Source organism: Shewanella sp. KT0246 (assembly GCF_019654955.1).
Classification (GTDB): domain Bacteria; phylum Pseudomonadota; class Gammaproteobacteria; order Enterobacterales; family Shewanellaceae; genus Shewanella; species Shewanella goraebulensis.
On sequence record NZ_BPEV01000015.1, the window covers coordinates 99,873 to 117,087 of the forward strand.

Annotated in this window: 16 protein-coding genes; 9 read left to right on the top strand and 7 right to left on the bottom strand. The window is 42.8% G+C overall.

Annotation, left to right across the window (positions count from 1 at the left end; all coding sequences use genetic code 11):
• The first annotated feature begins 18 nt into the window (after positions 1 to 18).
• Positions 19 to 1,209: a GGDEF domain-containing protein gene (locus K5Q58_RS09535; protein ID WP_220753691.1), complete on the top strand. Its 1,191-nt coding sequence runs from the start codon at positions 19 to 21 to the stop codon at positions 1,207 to 1,209.
• Positions 1,210 to 1,421: 212 nt separating this feature from the next.
• On the opposite strand, the gene flhA is transcribed toward K5Q58_RS09535, so the two are convergent.
• The 7 genes from flhA to K5Q58_RS09570 form a co-directional block, all read right to left on the bottom strand.
• Positions 1,422 to 3,503 carry a flagellar biosynthesis protein FlhA gene (flhA, locus tag K5Q58_RS09540; RefSeq protein WP_220753692.1) on the bottom strand — a complete coding sequence of 694 codons (2,082 nt, stop codon included), beginning with the start codon at positions 3,501 to 3,503 and terminating at the stop codon, positions 1,422 to 1,424.
• Positions 3,504 to 3,518: 15 nt separating this feature from the next.
• A complete protein-coding gene (flhB, locus tag K5Q58_RS09545) occupies positions 3,519 to 4,652 on the bottom strand; it encodes a flagellar biosynthesis protein FlhB (protein WP_220753693.1) in 1,134 nt (377 codons plus the stop codon).
• 3 nt (positions 4,653 to 4,655) lie between these two features.
• On the bottom strand, positions 4,656 to 5,429 hold the full coding sequence (fliR, locus tag K5Q58_RS09550; RefSeq protein ID WP_220753694.1) for a flagellar biosynthetic protein FliR: 774 nt from the start codon (positions 5,427 to 5,429) through the stop codon (positions 4,656 to 4,658).
• A 66-nt stretch (positions 5,430 to 5,495) separates the two neighbouring features.
• Positions 5,496 to 5,765, bottom strand: a complete 270-nt coding sequence (locus K5Q58_RS09555; protein ID WP_220753695.1) for a flagellar biosynthetic protein FliQ — start codon at positions 5,763 to 5,765, stop codon at positions 5,496 to 5,498.
• A 90-nt stretch (positions 5,766 to 5,855) separates the two neighbouring features.
• Positions 5,856 to 6,587 carry a flagellar type III secretion system pore protein FliP gene (gene fliP / locus K5Q58_RS09560; RefSeq protein ID WP_220753696.1) on the bottom strand — a complete coding sequence of 244 codons (732 nt, stop codon included), beginning with the start codon at positions 6,585 to 6,587 and terminating at the stop codon, positions 5,856 to 5,858.
• A 1-nt stretch (position 6,588) separates the two neighbouring features.
• Positions 6,589 to 6,951: a flagellar motor switch protein FliN gene (gene fliN / locus K5Q58_RS09565; RefSeq protein ID WP_220753697.1), complete on the bottom strand. Its 363-nt coding sequence runs from the start codon at positions 6,949 to 6,951 to the stop codon at positions 6,589 to 6,591.
• Complete coding sequence (locus K5Q58_RS09570; RefSeq protein WP_220753698.1) at positions 6,944 to 7,825, bottom strand: FliM/FliN family flagellar motor switch protein; 882 nt, start codon at positions 7,823 to 7,825, stop codon at positions 6,944 to 6,946. The genes fliN and K5Q58_RS09570 overlap by 8 nt, the downstream gene beginning before the upstream one ends.
• Before the next feature lie 701 nt (positions 7,826 to 8,526).
• On the opposite strand from K5Q58_RS09570, the gene K5Q58_RS09575 reads away from it, so the two are divergent.
• The 8 genes from K5Q58_RS09575 (at position 8,527) to K5Q58_RS09610 (ending at position 16,518) form a co-directional block, all read left to right on the top strand.
• Entirely contained in the window at positions 8,527 to 9,333 is an 807-nt protein-coding gene (locus K5Q58_RS09575) for an OmpA family protein (protein WP_220753699.1), read from the top strand.
• The gene (locus K5Q58_RS09580; RefSeq protein ID WP_220753700.1) at positions 9,330 to 10,625 is read left to right on the top strand and encodes a sigma-54-dependent Fis family transcriptional regulator; all 1,296 of its coding nucleotides are present in this window, start codon (positions 9,330 to 9,332) and stop codon (positions 10,623 to 10,625) included. Before K5Q58_RS09575 ends, K5Q58_RS09580 begins: the two co-directional genes overlap by 4 nt.
• A gap of 60 nt (positions 10,626 to 10,685) precedes the next feature.
• Positions 10,686 to 11,024, top strand: coding sequence for a flagellar hook-basal body complex protein FliE (gene fliE, locus K5Q58_RS09585; protein WP_374758492.1), 339 nt, complete (start codon positions 10,686 to 10,688; stop codon positions 11,022 to 11,024).
• Between the two features lie 78 nt (positions 11,025 to 11,102).
• Positions 11,103 to 12,818 carry a flagellar basal-body MS-ring/collar protein FliF gene (gene fliF / locus K5Q58_RS09590; protein ID WP_220753702.1) on the top strand — a complete coding sequence of 572 codons (1,716 nt, stop codon included), beginning with the start codon at positions 11,103 to 11,105 and terminating at the stop codon, positions 12,816 to 12,818.
• 22 nt (positions 12,819 to 12,840) lie between these two features.
• Complete coding sequence (locus K5Q58_RS09595) at positions 12,841 to 13,851, top strand: flagellar motor switch protein FliG (RefSeq protein WP_220753703.1); 1,011 nt, start codon at positions 12,841 to 12,843, stop codon at positions 13,849 to 13,851.
• A 35-nt stretch (positions 13,852 to 13,886) separates the two neighbouring features.
• Positions 13,887 to 14,675, top strand: coding sequence for a flagellar assembly protein FliH (gene fliH, locus K5Q58_RS09600; protein ID WP_220753704.1), 789 nt, complete (start codon positions 13,887 to 13,889; stop codon positions 14,673 to 14,675).
• The gene (locus tag K5Q58_RS09605) at positions 14,668 to 16,038 is read left to right on the top strand and encodes a FliI/YscN family ATPase (protein WP_220753717.1); all 1,371 of its coding nucleotides are present in this window, start codon (positions 14,668 to 14,670) and stop codon (positions 16,036 to 16,038) included. Before fliH ends, K5Q58_RS09605 begins: the two co-directional genes overlap by 8 nt.
• 66 nt (positions 16,039 to 16,104) lie before the next feature.
• Entirely contained in the window at positions 16,105 to 16,518 is a 414-nt protein-coding gene (locus K5Q58_RS09610; RefSeq protein ID WP_220753705.1) for a flagellar FliJ family protein, read from the top strand.
• Positions 16,519 to 17,215 lie beyond the last annotated feature (697 nt).

The following is a 17,215-nucleotide window of genomic DNA, read 5'->3' on the forward strand; positions in this document are numbered from 1 at the left end:
TTTATTACGGTGGATTCAATGAGCAGCTTAATGCATACCATGCGCTTTTTTATACTGCCTATCTTTATCACTTTTTTATCATTAGGCTTATTAGTACATTTTCAAAGTCATTGGATAGACTGGCAAGACACCCTACATTTTGCGCCTTATTGGCTACTCGCAGCTTCCTCATTAATCTGCTTACAGTTTAATCGCAGTAGATTATTTTATATTGGCTTATTACTGCTAATTTTTTACACATTACAAAATAATCGATTATTTCTCTCACCCATTATTCATCAATTTTCACCTCTATTTGGCACCTTAGTGATTTGCATGTTCTGTTTTATTAAAGACCGTGGAGTTCTAAGTGTGCATAGCTTCTTCCGTATAGGTGGGATCGTTATTTGCGGTATTATTGCTTATATTTGGGTCTATCTCACCATGAAGTACCCTGTTGCTATAAGCCAATTTCAGCAGAGCTTTGGCCTGAGCACCGAAGGCTCTCCTTTACACTTATTACCCATTTATCCGCTGGCAATCGTGTTATTTGCCAAACTCAGTTGGAACAGCAATTTAGCCCAAACTAGCTTAGGCATTTGCTTACTATTGTGGCTTTGCTATTTTTTAGTGCCAACCAACCTTCCCCTATCTATTTTATTTTGCTGTATTGCGGTGAGCTTCTTAGTCACAGTGTTATTTGACTCCTACTTTTTAGCCTATCGAGACGAGTTAACCGGCCTGCCTTCAAGACGTGCATTGTTCAATTTAAGTCTAGCTTTAGGCCGAAAATACACCGTAGCCATGGTCGATATCGACCACTTTAAGAGCTTCAACGACACTTATGGCCATGATGTAGGGGATGACGTATTAAAGCTGGTAGCAGTAAAGCTAGCTAAAGTCACTGGCGGTGGTAAGACATTCCGCTATGGCGGAGAAGAATTTACCATTGTGTTCCCACGTAAAGACATAGACCAAGTTTACTCACACCTTGATGATGTCAGACAAAGCATTGAAGATTATGACATTGTCCTTCGTGATGAGAGCCGTAAAACAAGTTCCAAGAAAAACCGCAGTAAAGCACCAGTGAAAAAGAAAACCGTTAATGTGACTGTCTCTATTGGCTGCGCTGAACATAAGTCAGACCAAAGCTTTGAACAAAGCATGAAACAAGCGGATAAAGCCTTATATCGCGCCAAAGATCGTGGCCGTAACCAAGTGAGGTTTTAATTAAGGTTTCAGAGTTAAAATTAAAGAATTAAGACTTAAGTTCTAAATAGGAATAAGAAGCTAAGTAAAAAACCAAATTATCCGCACATTAAACAGATAACAAAAAGCCCAAATCAGCTTGATTTGGGCTTTTTCGTTTACACATATGCCACGCTTAGATCATAAGCAAAGCGCTTTAAAAGGCTTAAGACTTATTCTGTTAGCTATCATAACTAGCCTAACTGCCCCGCTACCATTAACTCTCGGTTTTCAGGGATTTCATTGTAAGACAGCACATGTAACCCTCTGGCAAAGGCTAGTGCATAGCGTGCGAGAATTGGTCTTAATTGAGGCGCTACTAACAACATAGGGCTATGACCTTGCTCTTTCGCGTCAGCTAAAATCTGCGGCATGCCTTGTTGCAGTTGAGCCAGTAATGTTGGGTCAACTGGGAAGCTATCTAAAGCCACTTGCCCTTGCTGCTGCGACTGAGTAAGCGCGTTCATCAATGTTTGCTCAAGCTCAGGCGCAAGAGTTAACACATTAAGCTTAGGTTCGGCCCCCGCGATGCTGTGAACAATGTTGTTTCGAAGGGCACAACGTACATCAGCTGCTAACAACACTGGATCTTTACTGTTTTCGCTGCAATCCAATAACGTCGTAGCGATAGTCCGGATATCTTTAAGCGACACCTGCTCTTTAAGCAATAAGCGATACACCTTTAACTGCACAATCGGCGTTAGCGCATTATTTAATGCTTCAGCCAGTTTAGGCGACTGCTTAGCTAAGCGGTCGCTTAATGCTAGAACATCATCATGCTGCAGCATATCAGGTAAGTTTTCGCGAATGAGTTTACTCACATGCGTAGCTATCACAGTGGCGTTATCAACCACTGAATAACCTAAATTAAGCGCTCGGGCTTTTAAGTCCTGCTCAATCCAAATAGCATCCATGTTATACGCAGGTTCTTTAGTAATAATGCCATCAATATCCCCAAAAACAGGACCACTTTGAATTGCCATTAACTTTTCAGATTGCAGCTCTGCTGTCACCGCTGGATTACCCATCATATTAATTTGATAAGCATTGGGTGCTAATGACAGGTTATCTCTCACCCGCACTTCTGCTAATAAAAATCCTGCTTGTTCTGACAAGGTGCGGCGAATACCTGTTAGACGTTTTTGCAACTCAGCACCTTTAGTGCGCTCAACCAAATGCACTAATTGATAGCCTAATCTAACTTCAATTAAGTCAGTATAAGGCAGCGCATCCCAACTGGGCGGTGACGGTTCAGCGGTATTGCTTTCTAGCTTTTGCTCAAGCTTGGTTTCCACCACCTCGGGCTTATTCTGGCTCTGTTTCCACGATGCAAATGCAAGTATCGCTGCAAACGAAATAAAGACCATCGCAGGCATACCTGGCACCACACCGAGTATCAGCATCACTATAGAGGCGGTCGCTAAGGTTTTTGGATTAGCAAGCAGCTGTTTTTGTAGTTGCTCTGGCATTTCTTCAGCATCAGAAACACGAGTAACAATGATTGCAGCTGCTGTTGCCAGTAATAACGACGGGATTTGCGCAACCAGACCATCACCAATAGCCAAGAGTACAAAAGTTTTAAAAGCATCAGATGCGCCCATATCGTGCATGAACACACCAATGGAAATACCGCCGATGATGTTAATCATCAGAATCAAAATACCAGCAATGGCGTCACCACGAACAAACTTAGAAGCACCATCCATCGAGCCATAAAAGTCCGCTTCTCGCGCTACTTCTTGGCGACGAATTCGTGCCTGCTCTTGAGTAAGAACTCCAGCATTTAAGTCGGCATCAATGGCCATTTGTTTGCCTGGTAAGGCATCTAGTGTAAAACGAGCTGATACTTCTGAAATACGCTCGCCACCTTTGGTGATCACCACAAAATTAATGATCATTAAGATTAAAAAGATGACTGCACCGACAACATAATTACCGCCAATAACCACTTCACCAAAGGCTTGAATTACCTTACCTGCAGAATCTCCACCATTATGACCCTCGATCAATACCACACGAGTAGAGGCCACGTTCAGGGTTAAACGCATTAAAGTGGCGATGAGCAAAATTGTCGGGAACACCGAAAACTCTAGCGGCCTACGAATAGACACACTGACCAGTAACACCATCACAGCTAAGACAATGTTGAAGGTGAAAAGAATATCCAGTAACCAAGGTGGCAAAGGTAAAATCACCATTGCCAAAATGGCTAATAACATTATCGGAATACCGATATAGCTCCGATTGCCAGTAAATACTTGCGCAAACCAATTCATGGCTTAATGCTTCCTTTAATCATGTCGTAAATGTGGAGGAATATAAAAATGCGGTAACGGTTCAGGCTTATCCTGAGAGCCCGTTCTTGCTGCTTTAATTTGCAGCACGTAACTTAATACATGTGCAATGGCGACAAATAATGCCGCCGGAATTTGTTGTTCAATTTTGGTGGAATAATATATTGCGCGAGCAAGCGCTGGGATTTCGATAATCTCAACATCATGTCGCTGGGCAACTTCACGCATATATAAGGCCAGCTCATCTACACCTTTAGAAATGACATAAGGTGCATCTGCCTTACCGGCATCATAACGAAGTGCAACGGAATAATGAGTTGGGTTAACCAGTAATACATCCGCTTGAGGCACCGCATTATCAGCGCGAGATCGACTGATTTTTTGCTGCATCTGGCGAATTTTAGCTTTTATTTCTGGCTTACCATCTTGCTGTTTATGCTCATCTTTAACTTCTTGATGAGACATTTTTAACTCTTTGTGATGATGCCAATACTGATAAGGCACGTCGATAAAAGTAATGATCAATAAGCCCACACCGAGGTAGAACATACCAGCGGAAATCGTATCAATGCTATATCGCACCGCTTCATCAACAGGCAACTGACTGCTGGCCATAATGCCCTGCATATTACTTTTTAAGAAATACAGCATAATGCCAATCAACAAGGTAATTTTAAGTATCGACTTAACGAGTTCAACTAAGGATTTTATCGATACCATTCGCCCTAAACCTGCTATAGGGTCAATACGGCTATATTTAAAAAATGCATTTTTAATACTAAAAAGTGGCCCACCAGGCATAGCCCCTGCAATCATCGCAATCGCGCCCACTAAGATGAATAAAGGCCCAAGAATATGCAGAATACCCATTACAGCTGCGCCCATATGCATCTCTAGCATTTTGGGTTCATCGAGTTGCTCTCTAGTGATATTCATATTAAAGCGAGTGATTTCAGCCATTTCACTGGCAATCCAATCGGCACTACTAGTTAGCATAACCGCGCAGCCAATAATCAACGCTGATGCAGCTAAATCTTTTGAACGGGGAACTTGCCCTTGCTCGCGGGCTTTTTTTAACTTCTGCGGAGTTGCGTCTTCTGTTTTGCTTTGACCAGTATCTTTATTACTCATGCATTACCCCCCGATAAACTGATGCATAGCAGACAAGGCATCGAGGCAAATATCACTATAGCGGCTTGCTAAACCACTAAATGAAAAGAACACGCAAAACAGCCCCATTAACATCGACATGGGGAAACCAAGAGCAAAGACGTTCAATGATGGCGCAGACTTGCTGAGAACACCAAAGGTCAGGTTAACCATCAGCATGGCTACAATAGCAGGCAAAGCCAGCATAAATGCAGCAGCAAATAACCAGCCGACTCGCTCAACAAGTCCCATTAACGGCAATTCGAATACACCCCTACCAATTGGCCATAAATAGAAACTATCAACAATCACCCCAATAGCCACTAAGTGGCCATCTAAAGCTAAAAATAATAGTGTGCCGTATAGCAAGAACCACTGACCTAATATTGGATTAGAGTTGCCATTAGCAGGGTCGTTCATGATCGCCATGGCTAGACCCATTTGCATCGACATCATCGCGCCCATTTTTGTCATCACACTAATAAGCAATAATAAAAACAGTGCCAACATAAAGCCCACTAGTAATTGTTCAATAGCGAGCAGTAATGCACCAAATGATAAAGCATCAACTGCTGGCACTGGCGGCAATAATGGAGCCACTAGAGCGCTAAGCAATACTGCAAATAAGATTCGAATCTTCGCAGGAATATAATTACTGCTTAAAAAAGGCATCACAATAAATGCCCCCATAAAACGACAAAACGGCCACCAAAAGGTACCGATAAATGAACTGATTTGAATTGATGTTAGCGACAGCATGTTATGGCTGAACTTAGCGCTAAGGCTGAATCATTTGTTGATAAACTCGCATTCATTAACAGTAACCTAGCCAATCACATGGGGAATGCTAAAGAACAGGCGCTCGAACAAATCACTGATTTTCATCAGTAACCATTCTCCTGCAAACAGCACCATCAATAATGTCAGCACTAAACGAGGTAAGAAACTCAAGGTTTGCTCGTTGACTTGGGTAGCAGCCTGAAATACTGCAACACATAAACCCACCAGTAAGCCCGGTACAACAAGTACCGCAACCATCATCACCACTAAAAATATGGCTTCAGCAAAGAATGACGTTAACTCATTCACATCCATTAGATTGCTCCTGCAGGAAAACGAGCTTTACATGTTTGATCAATGACGCGTGACTGGCGTTCATCATTTGAATACTCTGACTGAACACAGCTAACCAAAACTCGCTGTTAAGGTGCCAACGGTCATCGCCCACCCATCAACGAGTACAAAAACCATTAATTTAAAGGGTAAGGAGATAATCAGAGGTGACAACATCATCATCCCCATCGACATCAACACACTCGCAACCACCAAATCAATCACTAGAAAGGGGATATAAAGTAAAAAACCGATTTGAAAAGCCGTTTTTAGCTCACTTAGTACAAACGCAGGCATCAACACAAAAAATGGAATTTCATCAGCAGTTAAAGTGACTGGCTCATTAGCAATTTTTAACATCTGCTCTAAATCGGTCTCACGAGTTTGCGCCAGCATAAACTGCCTGATTGGCACTTCTGCACGGACAATCAATTCTGTTAATTCAATTTCACCTTGGTCATATGGTAAGAAAGCATCGTCGTAAATGACCTCACCTACTGGGCGCATGATAAATACCGACAGCACTAATGCGATACCAATAAGCACTTTATTAGGCGGGCTTTGCTGTAGACCTAAAGCCTGCCTTAAAATCGCTAATACGATAATGATCCGAGTAAAACTGGTCATCATCATCAACATCGCTGGAATGAAACTTAGCATGGTCATCATGGCTAAGATTTCTAACTTGACGTTGACGGTCTGTGACTGGTCGCCATCCGCTAATGTGAATAACGTTAAGCCATCATTAGCATAAACATTGGGAGCTAAAAATAGGCACAACAATAGCAGGATGACACGAACCATATTAGTCGTTCGCTCCAGTTAAACTGATAGCTTCTACTTCTAGCAATCTCACGCCGTAACGGCCATTCACTTCAACCACTTCACCGCGACCGAGTAAGGCACCGTTAACACGAATATCCAATGGCTCACCTACCATACGATCAAGCGCAACAACATCCCCTTCACCCATTTGGGTTAGCTCACCCAATGACATTTCAGTGCTGGCTAACTCAAGCGTCACTTGCACTGGCAGTTGATGAAAAAACGACATATCTTTTAATGTTTTTGCTTTTGGTGCTGGTTGAGACTCTACCAAGGTATCTTCTAACAATAAGTCGTCATCAAGTAAGAAATCATCATCTTGTAAAAGTATATTTTCAGGCATGGGTAGTGTCCTCTGAGCGAAACGCTTCCTGGGTAAGTTTGGCAACCATTTGTCCATCATCATTATGAACAGTGGCGTAAAATAATGGTCTGCGACCGATAGTAACGGGGCAGCGAGAATGTAAATTCATCGGTAAAATATCGCCCACTTTCAATCCTTCAAGAGACGTTACGGGCACCAATTGATGACCAAGCTCTAATGTCGCTTTAATCGGGATTTGTCTTAATCGTTGGCTCAATTTAGCGCTTAGATCTGTCGCAGCTTGAAATTCACTTGGCTGCTCAGCCATAAGCCCGAGAGCAAACTCCGTCATACATAACATCATTGGCGGCCCAACATGTTCTGCAGGAAAACTTAAAGTCCATGCCAGTGGCACATCCATAGGAGTGGTATTCACCACCAATTCGAGATCTAAGCCATCCTCATCCAATTCGGTTACAGGCAACACATCTAATGCTGAACGCATTAGCCGTTTCACTAGACGAAATTCAGACAAACTTGGCGCTCGCAGTGGTGACTGCAGTGGACTTGAGAAACTACCGTAATAGCCACTAGCTAGCTGATCTAAAGTGCATTTATCAATTCGCCACCATGCTAATGGCGTACGTCTATAGCTCATTAAAAACCAAGCATGACTCAAGTTAGGTGTGACAGGGCTAAGCTCAGTAGATAGCTCAACTCTTGATAACGCATGATGACCTTGACCGATAATTGGGCCGAGTAAGTCATTAATATTATCTAGCAACGAGCGATGACACCGCTCTAATTGAAGAACAAGGCGACTACGGGCTAATTTTTCTTGTACTAGCGCGACAGTTCTGACTTTCTGAAGTTGCTGTTTTTTTATTAAACTTGCTTTGGCTGTGGTTTTCATTTTAATTTAAAACTCACTTCAACATAAATACATTTATTAATGAATAATTAATACTGGTAATAATTTGTATCGCTCCACTTAACCTTACAAAGAAGCTAATCGAACTAAAACCAATCAAACTCATCAATTAAAAACTAAATCGACATTATTTTGACTAAATAATGAATTTTGACATACTGCAAAAATTAATAAGGTGTAAAACAATTAATGATGGCGACAGTACATTCAAAAAACAAAACAACAAAATAACAAAATAAATTAATACAAGCTTAATTAAATAATAAAATCTTTATACAAGGCGACCTAATCAAACAAAAACTAAAACATTATTTAAAAATAAGTTAGCAAGTAATTTTTAGTGATTTAAATCAGATATTTAAACATTAAACATCTACTCTTCCTTTTAAGATATCTCAGCAAAACCAGTATTTCGGCAAGATACTACATCATTTATTAAATCAATAACAACGCCAATATCATTAATAGTTCACAAAGTTTGTTCTATTTATAACTTTTACAAAAAATTCATTTGAATAGTTTTTTATTTAGTGTTTAATACTGCAAAACTTTATTAAGCCATTCAAATAGAAATTAATATAGGATATTGATAGTTGAAAAAATTAATACCAATTACAATTATATTTCTTATTTTTTCATTACATTCCCATGCCGAAACCATAGAGAATATTTATAAGACACCTATGGAAAAATCTTCTTGGGAATTCTCAGGCAATATCTTTCAGTGTGATATTAGCCATGACGTTGAAGGGTTCGGGAAATTTAAACTCACAGCAACTCCAGGTGAAGAGTTAATCATAAGTTTGCAAGCCGATTGGTTAAAACTTCAGAACCAATCCAGTGAGATAGTGATTGAAAGCTCTACTTGGCAACAGCAGCGCAATAAGCCTTTCGCAATGTCTGAATTAAACTGGCAAGGTCACTTTGCTCACACGAGTCGCAACAGTGCTGCATTTTTAGAAGCGCTTGAACAAGGGCTCACGTGGCAAGTTAATATTGACCCAAACAGCAACGTCAAATATCAGGTGAAATCTACCCCTGTAGCGACCCGTGGGGTCGTGAAACAATTTCGTTTATGCAAACAAGATTTATTGCCAAAGCCCTTTTCCTATGTACGTCGCGTTGACTTACATTTTCACAGTAACTCTAGTCGTTTAGAAAATCATTTCGAACCTGACCTTGTGGCAATTGCGCGCTACATTGAAGCCGATGCCAATATCACAGAAGTGTTGATAGATGGACATGCTGATGCAACTGGCGAACGCTTGGTCAATTTACAGCTGAGTAAAGAACGTGCTTTCGAGATCCAATCAAGATTAGTTGAGCTAGGCGTGCCGGCAAACATGATTCAAGTCAGAAACCATGGTTCACGAAATCCTATTGCCAGTAATAACAACGCTCAAGGTCGTGAATTAAATCGTCGCGTAATGGTGAGATTAGTGAAAGGCAATACGCTCGCTGCAGTTCAGCCATATAAGGCAGTTAGATGAAGCAGCAATATTCAATTCAATTAGTTGATACCCAGATATCTGAAGCCGGTGCCACATTGCTGTTAAAACATGGGTTTCAACTTTGGAATACACCGCAAACTCAGCCTTGGCTTAATTTGGTTAACTTATCAGATTGTGAGCCTGAACAAGTCGCTCAACGATTAGCCATGTATCCAAGCAATAATCAAATTGCCTTGCTAGATCCTGAACAAACTGAACTCGCTGGGATTGCCATGCAGTCAGGTGTGCAAGATTATTTATTATTACCTATTGATAATCTACAGCTTATTTCCTTACTGAATCGTCTCAAAACCTTAGATAAAACAGATTCTGAGATTATTGCTTCATCTGCGGTGAGTCGCCAATTATTGATGCTAGCTCAACGCGCTGCAGTCACTAATGCCACCGTATTGCTCACTGGCGAGAGTGGTACAGGTAAAGAGCCGCTAGCTCGATATATTCATCGTCACTCGAGCCGCGCTGATGCACCGTTTATTTCAATCAATTGCGCCGCAATCCCAGAAAGCATTTTAGAGTCGATTTTGTTTGGCCATGTTAAAGGCGCTTTTACTGGTGCAGTCAACGATCAACCAGGCAAATTCGAACAAGCTAACGGTGGCACCCTATTACTCGATGAAATAGGCGAAATGCCAATACTACTGCAAGCAAAATTACTACGCGTACTACAAGAGAGAGAAGTGGAACGTTTAGGTAGCCATAAATCTATTTCTTTAGATATTCGCGTGATTGCGTCAACCAATAAAGATTTGCGACTGGCGGTAGATAACGGAGAGTTTAGACAAGATCTATTCTATCGCCTTGATGTGTTGCCATTAAAAATCACCCCATTACGCCAGCGCCGCGAAGATATATTGCCCATTGCTGAACATTTCTTAGCGATTTACCACAATAACAACACCGAGCAGACCTGTTATTTCAGCGATCAAGCGCGAAACTTACTACTGAGCCATGATTGGAGCGGTAATGTCAGAGAATTAGAAAACACGATTCAACGTGCTTTAGTCATGCGCCGCGGCCAAGCAATACAAGTTGCCGAGCTTGGTATTGAACAAGCACAATCGCCCCAATTAGCTACCCAAGAATCGGGACTTAAAGGCTCAAAACGTCAAGCTGAGTTCCAATATATTCTCGATACCTTAAAGCGCTTTAACGGCCAACGAAATCTCACCGCAGATTCCTTAGGCATGACGACCCGAGCACTGCGCTACAAGCTGGCTCAAATGCGAGAACAAGGCATTGATATTGAACTTGCTCTTGGAAAAGTGGCTTAAATAACCCTCTTACTCTTAGTATCTTAGAAATAGATAGGAAAATAGATGTCTAATGCAACTATGGTGAATACACCTATGGTGAACGTTCAATCTATGATGGATCAGATGAATGTGCATTCAGAAATGGCCAAGGGGGCTATCAAAGTCGCTGCAAACCCGCGGGACTTTGGCACACAAACACCCTCTTTTACAGAATTAATGGAACAAAAAGTCGCAGCCGTAAACACCGACCAAAATACATCCTCCGCATTAATGCGCGCCGTAGATAGTGGCGAAAGTGATGATCTAGTTGGCGCTATGGTTGCTTCTCAAAAAGCCAGCTTATCTTTTTCAACCATGATCCAAATTCGTAACCGCTTAGTGCAAGCCTTTGATGAAGTAATGAAAATGCCTATTTAAATGTAGAGTCTTAACGAGCTCAAAAACGATAAATCCCTATAGATAAATAAGCATCTCAGCCCAAGGATATTAGAAACAATGCCTACAACTCTTACTCAACCAAACCAACCCGTTACTGATGTTGGTGAGAAAGCATCGCCATTTAAGACGATAAAAGAGAAATGGACTAGCTTTAACCAAGGTGACAAACAAGTCGCTGTATTAGCTATTTTTGCCATTGTAGTGGCTTGTGTCATCGTATTAATGCTATGGACAGCCAGTCAAGGTTATCGCCCGCTATATGGCAGCCAAGAAAAAGTTGAGACGGCGCAAATTATTGAAGTGCTTGAAACTGAAGGAATTAGCTATCGCCTTGATACCAATTCTGGTTTAGTACTCGTACCTGAAGATAGATTGGGTAAAGCAAGAATGATCTTGGCAGCTCGTGGCGTTAAAGCTCAAATGCCTATGGGTATGGAGTCGCTTGGGGACTCAGGCATAGGCACGAGCCAATTTATGGAGCAAGCTAAATATCGCTATAGTTTAGAGGGCGAGTTATCTCGCACTATTATGGCTTTACGCGCAGTGAGAACAGCGCGAGTACATCTTGCTATCCCTAAAAAGACCTTATTTATTCGCCAGCAACCTGAGTTGCCGTCAGCTTCAGTCATGCTAGACCTTTATGCGGGCAGCAATATTCAATCTGAACAAGTGGAATCGATTGTAAATTTAGTGGCAGGCAGCGTCACAGGCATGACAGCTGAGCAAGTGCAAGTCGTTGACCAGCAAGGTAATCATTTAAGTTCAGCATTAACGCTCAACAATGACATCACCCAAGCCCGTGACCGTCAGCTTAAATATACTCACGAGCTTGAACAAAACTTAATCAACCGCGCATCTAGCATGTTAATGCCTATTTTGGGTCAAGAAAATTTCCAAGTACAAGTTGCAGCCCAAGTTAACTTTAACCAAGTTGAAGAAACAAACGAGTCTTTAGATCCACAATCTGTGATGCGTACTGAGCAGCAAAGCTCTAATGAAGTTAACGGTGATATGGCCATGGGTATTCCTGGTGCGTTAGCTAACCAGCCGCCAGCCCCTGCTGTTGAAGGTGAAGACAATAACCAACGTCGTAATTTAACCCAGCAAACCAATCGTAATTTCGACGTTGGTCGCACCGTCACCCATACTCGTTTCCAGCAAATGCAGTTAGAGAATATTTCGGTTTCTGTACTGCTTAACAACCAAGCTGCTGGCGAAAATGGCTGGACTCAAGCACAACTAGACTCGATGAGTTCTATGGTGCAAGACGCTATTGGCTTTGCGGCAGTTCGTGGCGATCAATTCAGTATCAATAGCTTTGACTTTGCTCCAGTAAGAATCGCTGAATTCCAGCCAATGCCTTGGTGGCAAACTGAAGGGTATGAATCTTATCTTCGCTACTTTATCGGACTATTGCTCGGTATCGGATTAATCTTCTTTGTCTTGCGTCCGCTAGTACGTCACTTAACCAAGACCGTTGATTTAAGTGCGCTTAAAGACGTGGAAGAAGAAAAAGAAAATTACCAATATCAAGAAACCAGTAACGCGAAATTGGCCAGCAGCAGTGATGATGCTCAATCCCTTGCAGATGAACTAATGGGTCTAGGTCAACCGCAAGCAGATGATGACTTAATGAGTATTGGGTTACCTGAAACCAGCTCTCCACTGAAAGTGAAAATGGAACACCTTAGCGTGCTAGCAGAAAAAGAACCGGCACGCGTTGCTGAAGTCATCGCTCACTGGATCAGCGATAAAGACGCTAAACAACAGTAATTGCTGAACAGGAATAAATACAATGATGAATGAACTTGATATCAACTTAGATAACCTAGATCAAGCTGCCATGATCCTGCTCAGTATGGGTGAAAAAGGCGCTGCACAGGTGATGGCACATTTAGACCGCAATGATGTGCAGCATCTCAGTCATAAGATGGCAAGGCTATCGAGCATTACCCAAAACGAAGCTGACTTTGTTATTGGACGCTTTTTTAAACGCTACCAAGAGCAATCAGGTATCGCCAGAGCTTCGCGTTCATACTTACAAAAAACGTTAGATTTAGCCTTAGGCGATCGCGTGGCTAAAAGTTTAATCGACAATATTTATGGCGATGAAATTAAAACACTAGTCAAACGCTTAGAATGGGTAGATCCAAAACTACTAGCGCGAGAAATCACTAATGAGCACAGCCAGTTACAAGCTGTTTTATTAGGTTTACTGCCACCAGAAAGTGCCGCACAGGTATTATCTGGATTACCAGAGGCAGGCCAAGATGAATTATTGGTACGTATTGCGCAACTGGGCGAATTAGAACGTGGCGTGGTTGAAGAATTACGTCATTTAGTTGAACGCTGCATGCTGATTGCAATGGAAAAAAGCCATACCCAAGTGTCGGGAGTTCGCCAAGTGGCAGATATCTTAAATCGCTTCGAAGGTAACCGTGAGCAGTTAATGGAAATGATTAAACTCCATGATAAAAAGCTCGCAGGCGAAGTCGCTGACAACATGTTCGACTTTATTATTTTGGGTCGCCAAAAAGCTGAAACCTTACAAGAAATCATGGCACTCGTTCCGGCTGATACCTTAGCGTTAGCGCTAAAAGGCATTGAGCCAGAGCTGAAAAAGACCTTACTGCGTGCACTGCCAAAACGTATGTCTTCCGCCATTGAAACCCAAATTGAAGCCATCGGCACAGTACCATTAAGCCAAGCAACAGCAGCCCGTAAAGACATTATGGAGCTCGCTAAGCAAATGATGGATGAAGGTCAAATTGAACTGCAATTGTTCGAAGAACAGGTTGTTGAATAATGAGCCAATTTTTGAGCGACCAACAGAGTGCCCTTATGAACAAGACTCGCAGCTCCGATATTCGATTTCGCCTCAATGGAGAGCGTATTCGCCGTCACCAATTTAGTCCACTACACGCCAATGAAGCAGATCCAGCACAAGGTGAACCTTCGTGGCAAGATTATCAACAAGCCTTCGATAAAGGCTACGATGAAGGTGTTGTAAAAGGTCATGAAGCAGGCTTAGTGTCTGGCCATGAAGAAGGTCAACAATCTGGTTACGCAGCAGGGTTTAACCAAGGCCGAATTGAAGGCCAACAAAAAGGCAAAGATGCCATTGATGAGCAGCTAAATCAGCTTATCGCACCACTGTCTGCAGTCAAATCCTTGCTGGAAGAAGGTCACAGCCATCAAATCATGCAACAACAAGAGCTGATTGTAGATTTAGTCCGCCGCGTATCAATTCAAGTGATTCGCTGCGAACTCACCCTACAACCACAGCAAATTCTTGCACTAGTAGAAGAGACATTAGCCGCTATTCCTGACGATCCAACCGAAGTAAAAATTCACTTAGAGCCAACGGCTGTGAATAAACTCAAAGAACTGGCAGCAGATAAAATTCAGCACTGGACATTAGTGCCTGATAGCAGCATCAGCGCTGGCGGTTGCCGTATTGTGAGTGAAAAATCAGATGCTGATGCCTCAATGGAAACCCGTTTAAATGCCTGTTTAGACCAAGTCGAAAACCATTTAAAGCGCGCAGATATCGAACAAAAACTAGCACAAAACGCTGAAGTTAACATTGACGAAAATGACGTGCTGGCGAATGAGACAGCCCATGGCTGATGCTGGATTAATAGCTAATACGTCACCGGCTAGCGCCCAAATTATTGACTGGCCAACAGTGCCTGTGGCGCAGGTTTACGGCAAGCTAACTCGGGTTAACGGTCTATTACTTGAAGCTGTTGGTTGTCAGTTAGGTACAGGCGATCGCTGTCATATTGAGTGCCGCGATGGTCGCCTCGTTGAAGCTGAAGTTGTTGGCTTTTACAAAGATACCGTGTGCTTAATGCCTATTGAGCAAACCTCAGGTTTAATGCCTGGGGCACGCGTCATGCCCATCGCTGATCGCTGCCAAATTCCAGTTGGCAACGGATTATTGGGTCGAGTATTAAACGGCTTAGGCCAGCCATTAGATGACTTAGGCCCACTGACTCAAGTTCAACAAATTCCTATGGTGCCAATGAGCACTAACCCACTCAAGCGCAAGCCGATTAGTGAACCACTGGATGTGGGGATCAGAGCCATCAACGCCCTGCTGCCAGTCGGACGCGGCCAACGCTTGGGCTTATTCGCAGGCTCAGGTGTAGGTAAAAGTGTTTTGCTAGGCATGATGACCCGCTTTACTGAAGCCGACATTGTCATCGTTGGCTTAATCGGTGAGCGTGGCCGTGAAGTACGCGAATTTATCGAACAATCTTTAGGTGAAGAAGGTCGGCAGCGTTCAGTGGTGATTGCCGCCCCCGCCGACACCACACCATTAATGCGCATGCGCGCAATGCGCTTATGTCATCACATTGCTTGCGCCTACCGCGACCAAGGTAAACGCGTACTGTTACTGGTTGACTCGCTCACTCGTTACGCCCAAGCGCAACGTGAAATCGCCCTGAGTTTAGGTGAACCACCCGCTACTAAAGGTTATCCGCCTTCAGCATTTGCTCAGCTGCCAAGTTTGGTTGAAATGGCAGGTAACGGCCAACACCCTATAGGCACATTAACCGCATTTTATACGGTATTAACCGAAGGCGATGATCAACAAGATCCCATTGCTGACGCCGCGAGAGCAATCCTTGATGGCCACATAGTATTAGACAGAAAATTGGCTGAACAAGGCCACTATCCTGCCATTGATATCGGCGCATCAGTGAGCCGACTCGCCGCGCAAGTGGCAAGCCCTGACAGCTTATCCCACGGGCAAGTGTTCAGGCATTTAAACAGCAAATATCAGCAGGTCAAAGAGCTACTGCCATTAGGTGGTTACCAACCAGGCCAAGACAAAGAGTTAGATATTGCCGTACAAGCGTACCCACAAATGGCCGCTTTTTTACAGCAAGCGACCCATAGTCAGGCAGACCATCAACATAGCATCAGCCAATTACAACAATTGATCGAAGGCTTAGGTTATCAAGCGCCAATAAGCTCAAACTAGAGCTAGAACTAAGGCTAGAGCTAAGCCTTAGCTAATGATTAACTGACTATCGTTTAGAGAATTAACATGAAACAGCTTTTACAGTTATGCCAGCAAGAAGAAAAAAAACTGCATAAGCTGAGTCAGCAAAAAAATGCCAGCCAACAGCGCCTGCTTGAGATAGGTCACCAGCAACAACAACTTTCCAGTATGGTGAGTCAGTATCATGCTTATCCACAGCAATGTGCGAATCCATTGTTAATGCAAAATAGTGTGCAGATGATTAATGCGATTAAGCCACTGCAAAAGAAGCTCACACGGCAAAAGATTTTATTGGAACAAGAACACCAAAGAGTGGATAAAATTTGGCGTAGCCAGTTAGGACGCCAACAAGGGATTAATTGGTTCTATCAAGATCGCCTGAAACAACGACAAGCCCATATGGATAAGCAAGAGCAAAAGCAATTGGATGATTTGGCCTGTCGGTATCAGCTTAAGTAAACATACTTAAATGATGTTTTTTATTGCCAAACTTCGTTTGGATTAGATCAAAGTCGTGGCGCTTCATCCAATTTTAGTATTCGTGATTTCTTCCCGTATTTCCAAACTCCGTTTGGATTAAGGTCAACGTCGTGGCGCTTCGCCCACACCAGACGAAAGGGAAACAACAGCATTTCCCTTTTCGATATCCCTTGCCGCCCCTACGAAATTGCTCTGAAAAGCGAGCAAGCCTCATGCTTATTCGAAAATAGCTAACGCTTTAGAAAGGCCATCCATGGCCAACTAAAGCTAGCCTGACGTCCTGTCAGGCTTACGCTATTTTCTTCAACACATTTCAGCAATTTCTATGGGGATCTGTTGCACAGGCAGGTTCATTTATTTTAGTTAAAACCAGCATAGAGTTTTTTAGGTTATGAATGTTCGATTTGAATTGAGGCAAGCAAGAAAATTGCGTGAGTCTAGCCATGGATGGCTAGCTAGCTTTCGAGGGGAAGGGACGCCCCATCGTAAGCGTTAGTGATTTTCGTAGCTTGCCGAAGCAGTCTACAAGCAAAGTTAAACGCTATGAATAACTCCATTGGAAGTTTCGCTTTTTAAACTTCGTTGGAGCGGGAGGGTGTTCCAAGAGGGAGTTGCCGTTCACTCCCTTTTGGTCGGGTGTGGGCGAAGCGCCACGACTTTGATTTTTGATAAATGT

What these genes read in the sequence shown, in the direction of transcription:
- K5Q58_RS09535 (WP_220753691.1), top strand. Translation starts at nt 19, where the DNA reads ATGAGCAGCTTAATGCATACCATGCGCTTTTTTATACTGCCTATCTTT.
- flhA (WP_220753692.1), bottom strand. Translation starts at nt 3,503, where the DNA reads ATGAATTGGTTTGCGCAAGTATTTACTGGCAATCGGAGCTATATCGGT.
- flhB (WP_220753693.1), bottom strand. Translation starts at nt 4,652, where the DNA reads ATGAGTAATAAAGATACTGGTCAAAGCAAAACAGAAGACGCAACTCCG.
- fliR (WP_220753694.1), bottom strand. Translation starts at nt 5,429, where the DNA reads ATGCTGTCGCTAACATCAATTCAAATCAGTTCATTTATCGGTACCTTT.
- K5Q58_RS09555 (WP_220753695.1), bottom strand. Translation starts at nt 5,765, where the DNA reads ATGGATGTGAATGAGTTAACGTCATTCTTTGCTGAAGCCATATTTTTA.
- fliP (WP_220753696.1), bottom strand. Translation starts at nt 6,587, where the DNA reads ATGGTTCGTGTCATCCTGCTATTGTTGTGCCTATTTTTAGCTCCCAAT.
- fliN (WP_220753697.1), bottom strand. Translation starts at nt 6,951, where the DNA reads ATGCCTGAAAATATACTTTTACAAGATGATGATTTCTTACTTGATGAC.
- K5Q58_RS09570 (WP_220753698.1), bottom strand. Translation starts at nt 7,825, where the DNA reads ATGAAAACCACAGCCAAAGCAAGTTTAATAAAAAAACAGCAACTTCAG.
- K5Q58_RS09575 (WP_220753699.1), top strand. Translation starts at nt 8,527, where the DNA reads ATGGAAAAATCTTCTTGGGAATTCTCAGGCAATATCTTTCAGTGTGAT.
- K5Q58_RS09580 (WP_220753700.1), top strand. Translation starts at nt 9,330, where the DNA reads ATGAAGCAGCAATATTCAATTCAATTAGTTGATACCCAGATATCTGAA.
- fliE (WP_374758492.1), top strand. Translation starts at nt 10,686, where the DNA reads ATGGTGAATACACCTATGGTGAACGTTCAATCTATGATGGATCAGATG.
- fliF (WP_220753702.1), top strand. Translation starts at nt 11,103, where the DNA reads ATGCCTACAACTCTTACTCAACCAAACCAACCCGTTACTGATGTTGGT.
- K5Q58_RS09595 (WP_220753703.1), top strand. Translation starts at nt 12,841, where the DNA reads ATGATGAATGAACTTGATATCAACTTAGATAACCTAGATCAAGCTGCC.
- fliH (WP_220753704.1), top strand. Translation starts at nt 13,887, where the DNA reads ATGAACAAGACTCGCAGCTCCGATATTCGATTTCGCCTCAATGGAGAG.
- K5Q58_RS09605 (WP_220753717.1), top strand. Translation starts at nt 14,668, where the DNA reads ATGGCTGATGCTGGATTAATAGCTAATACGTCACCGGCTAGCGCCCAA.
- K5Q58_RS09610 (WP_220753705.1), top strand. Translation starts at nt 16,105, where the DNA reads ATGAAACAGCTTTTACAGTTATGCCAGCAAGAAGAAAAAAAACTGCAT.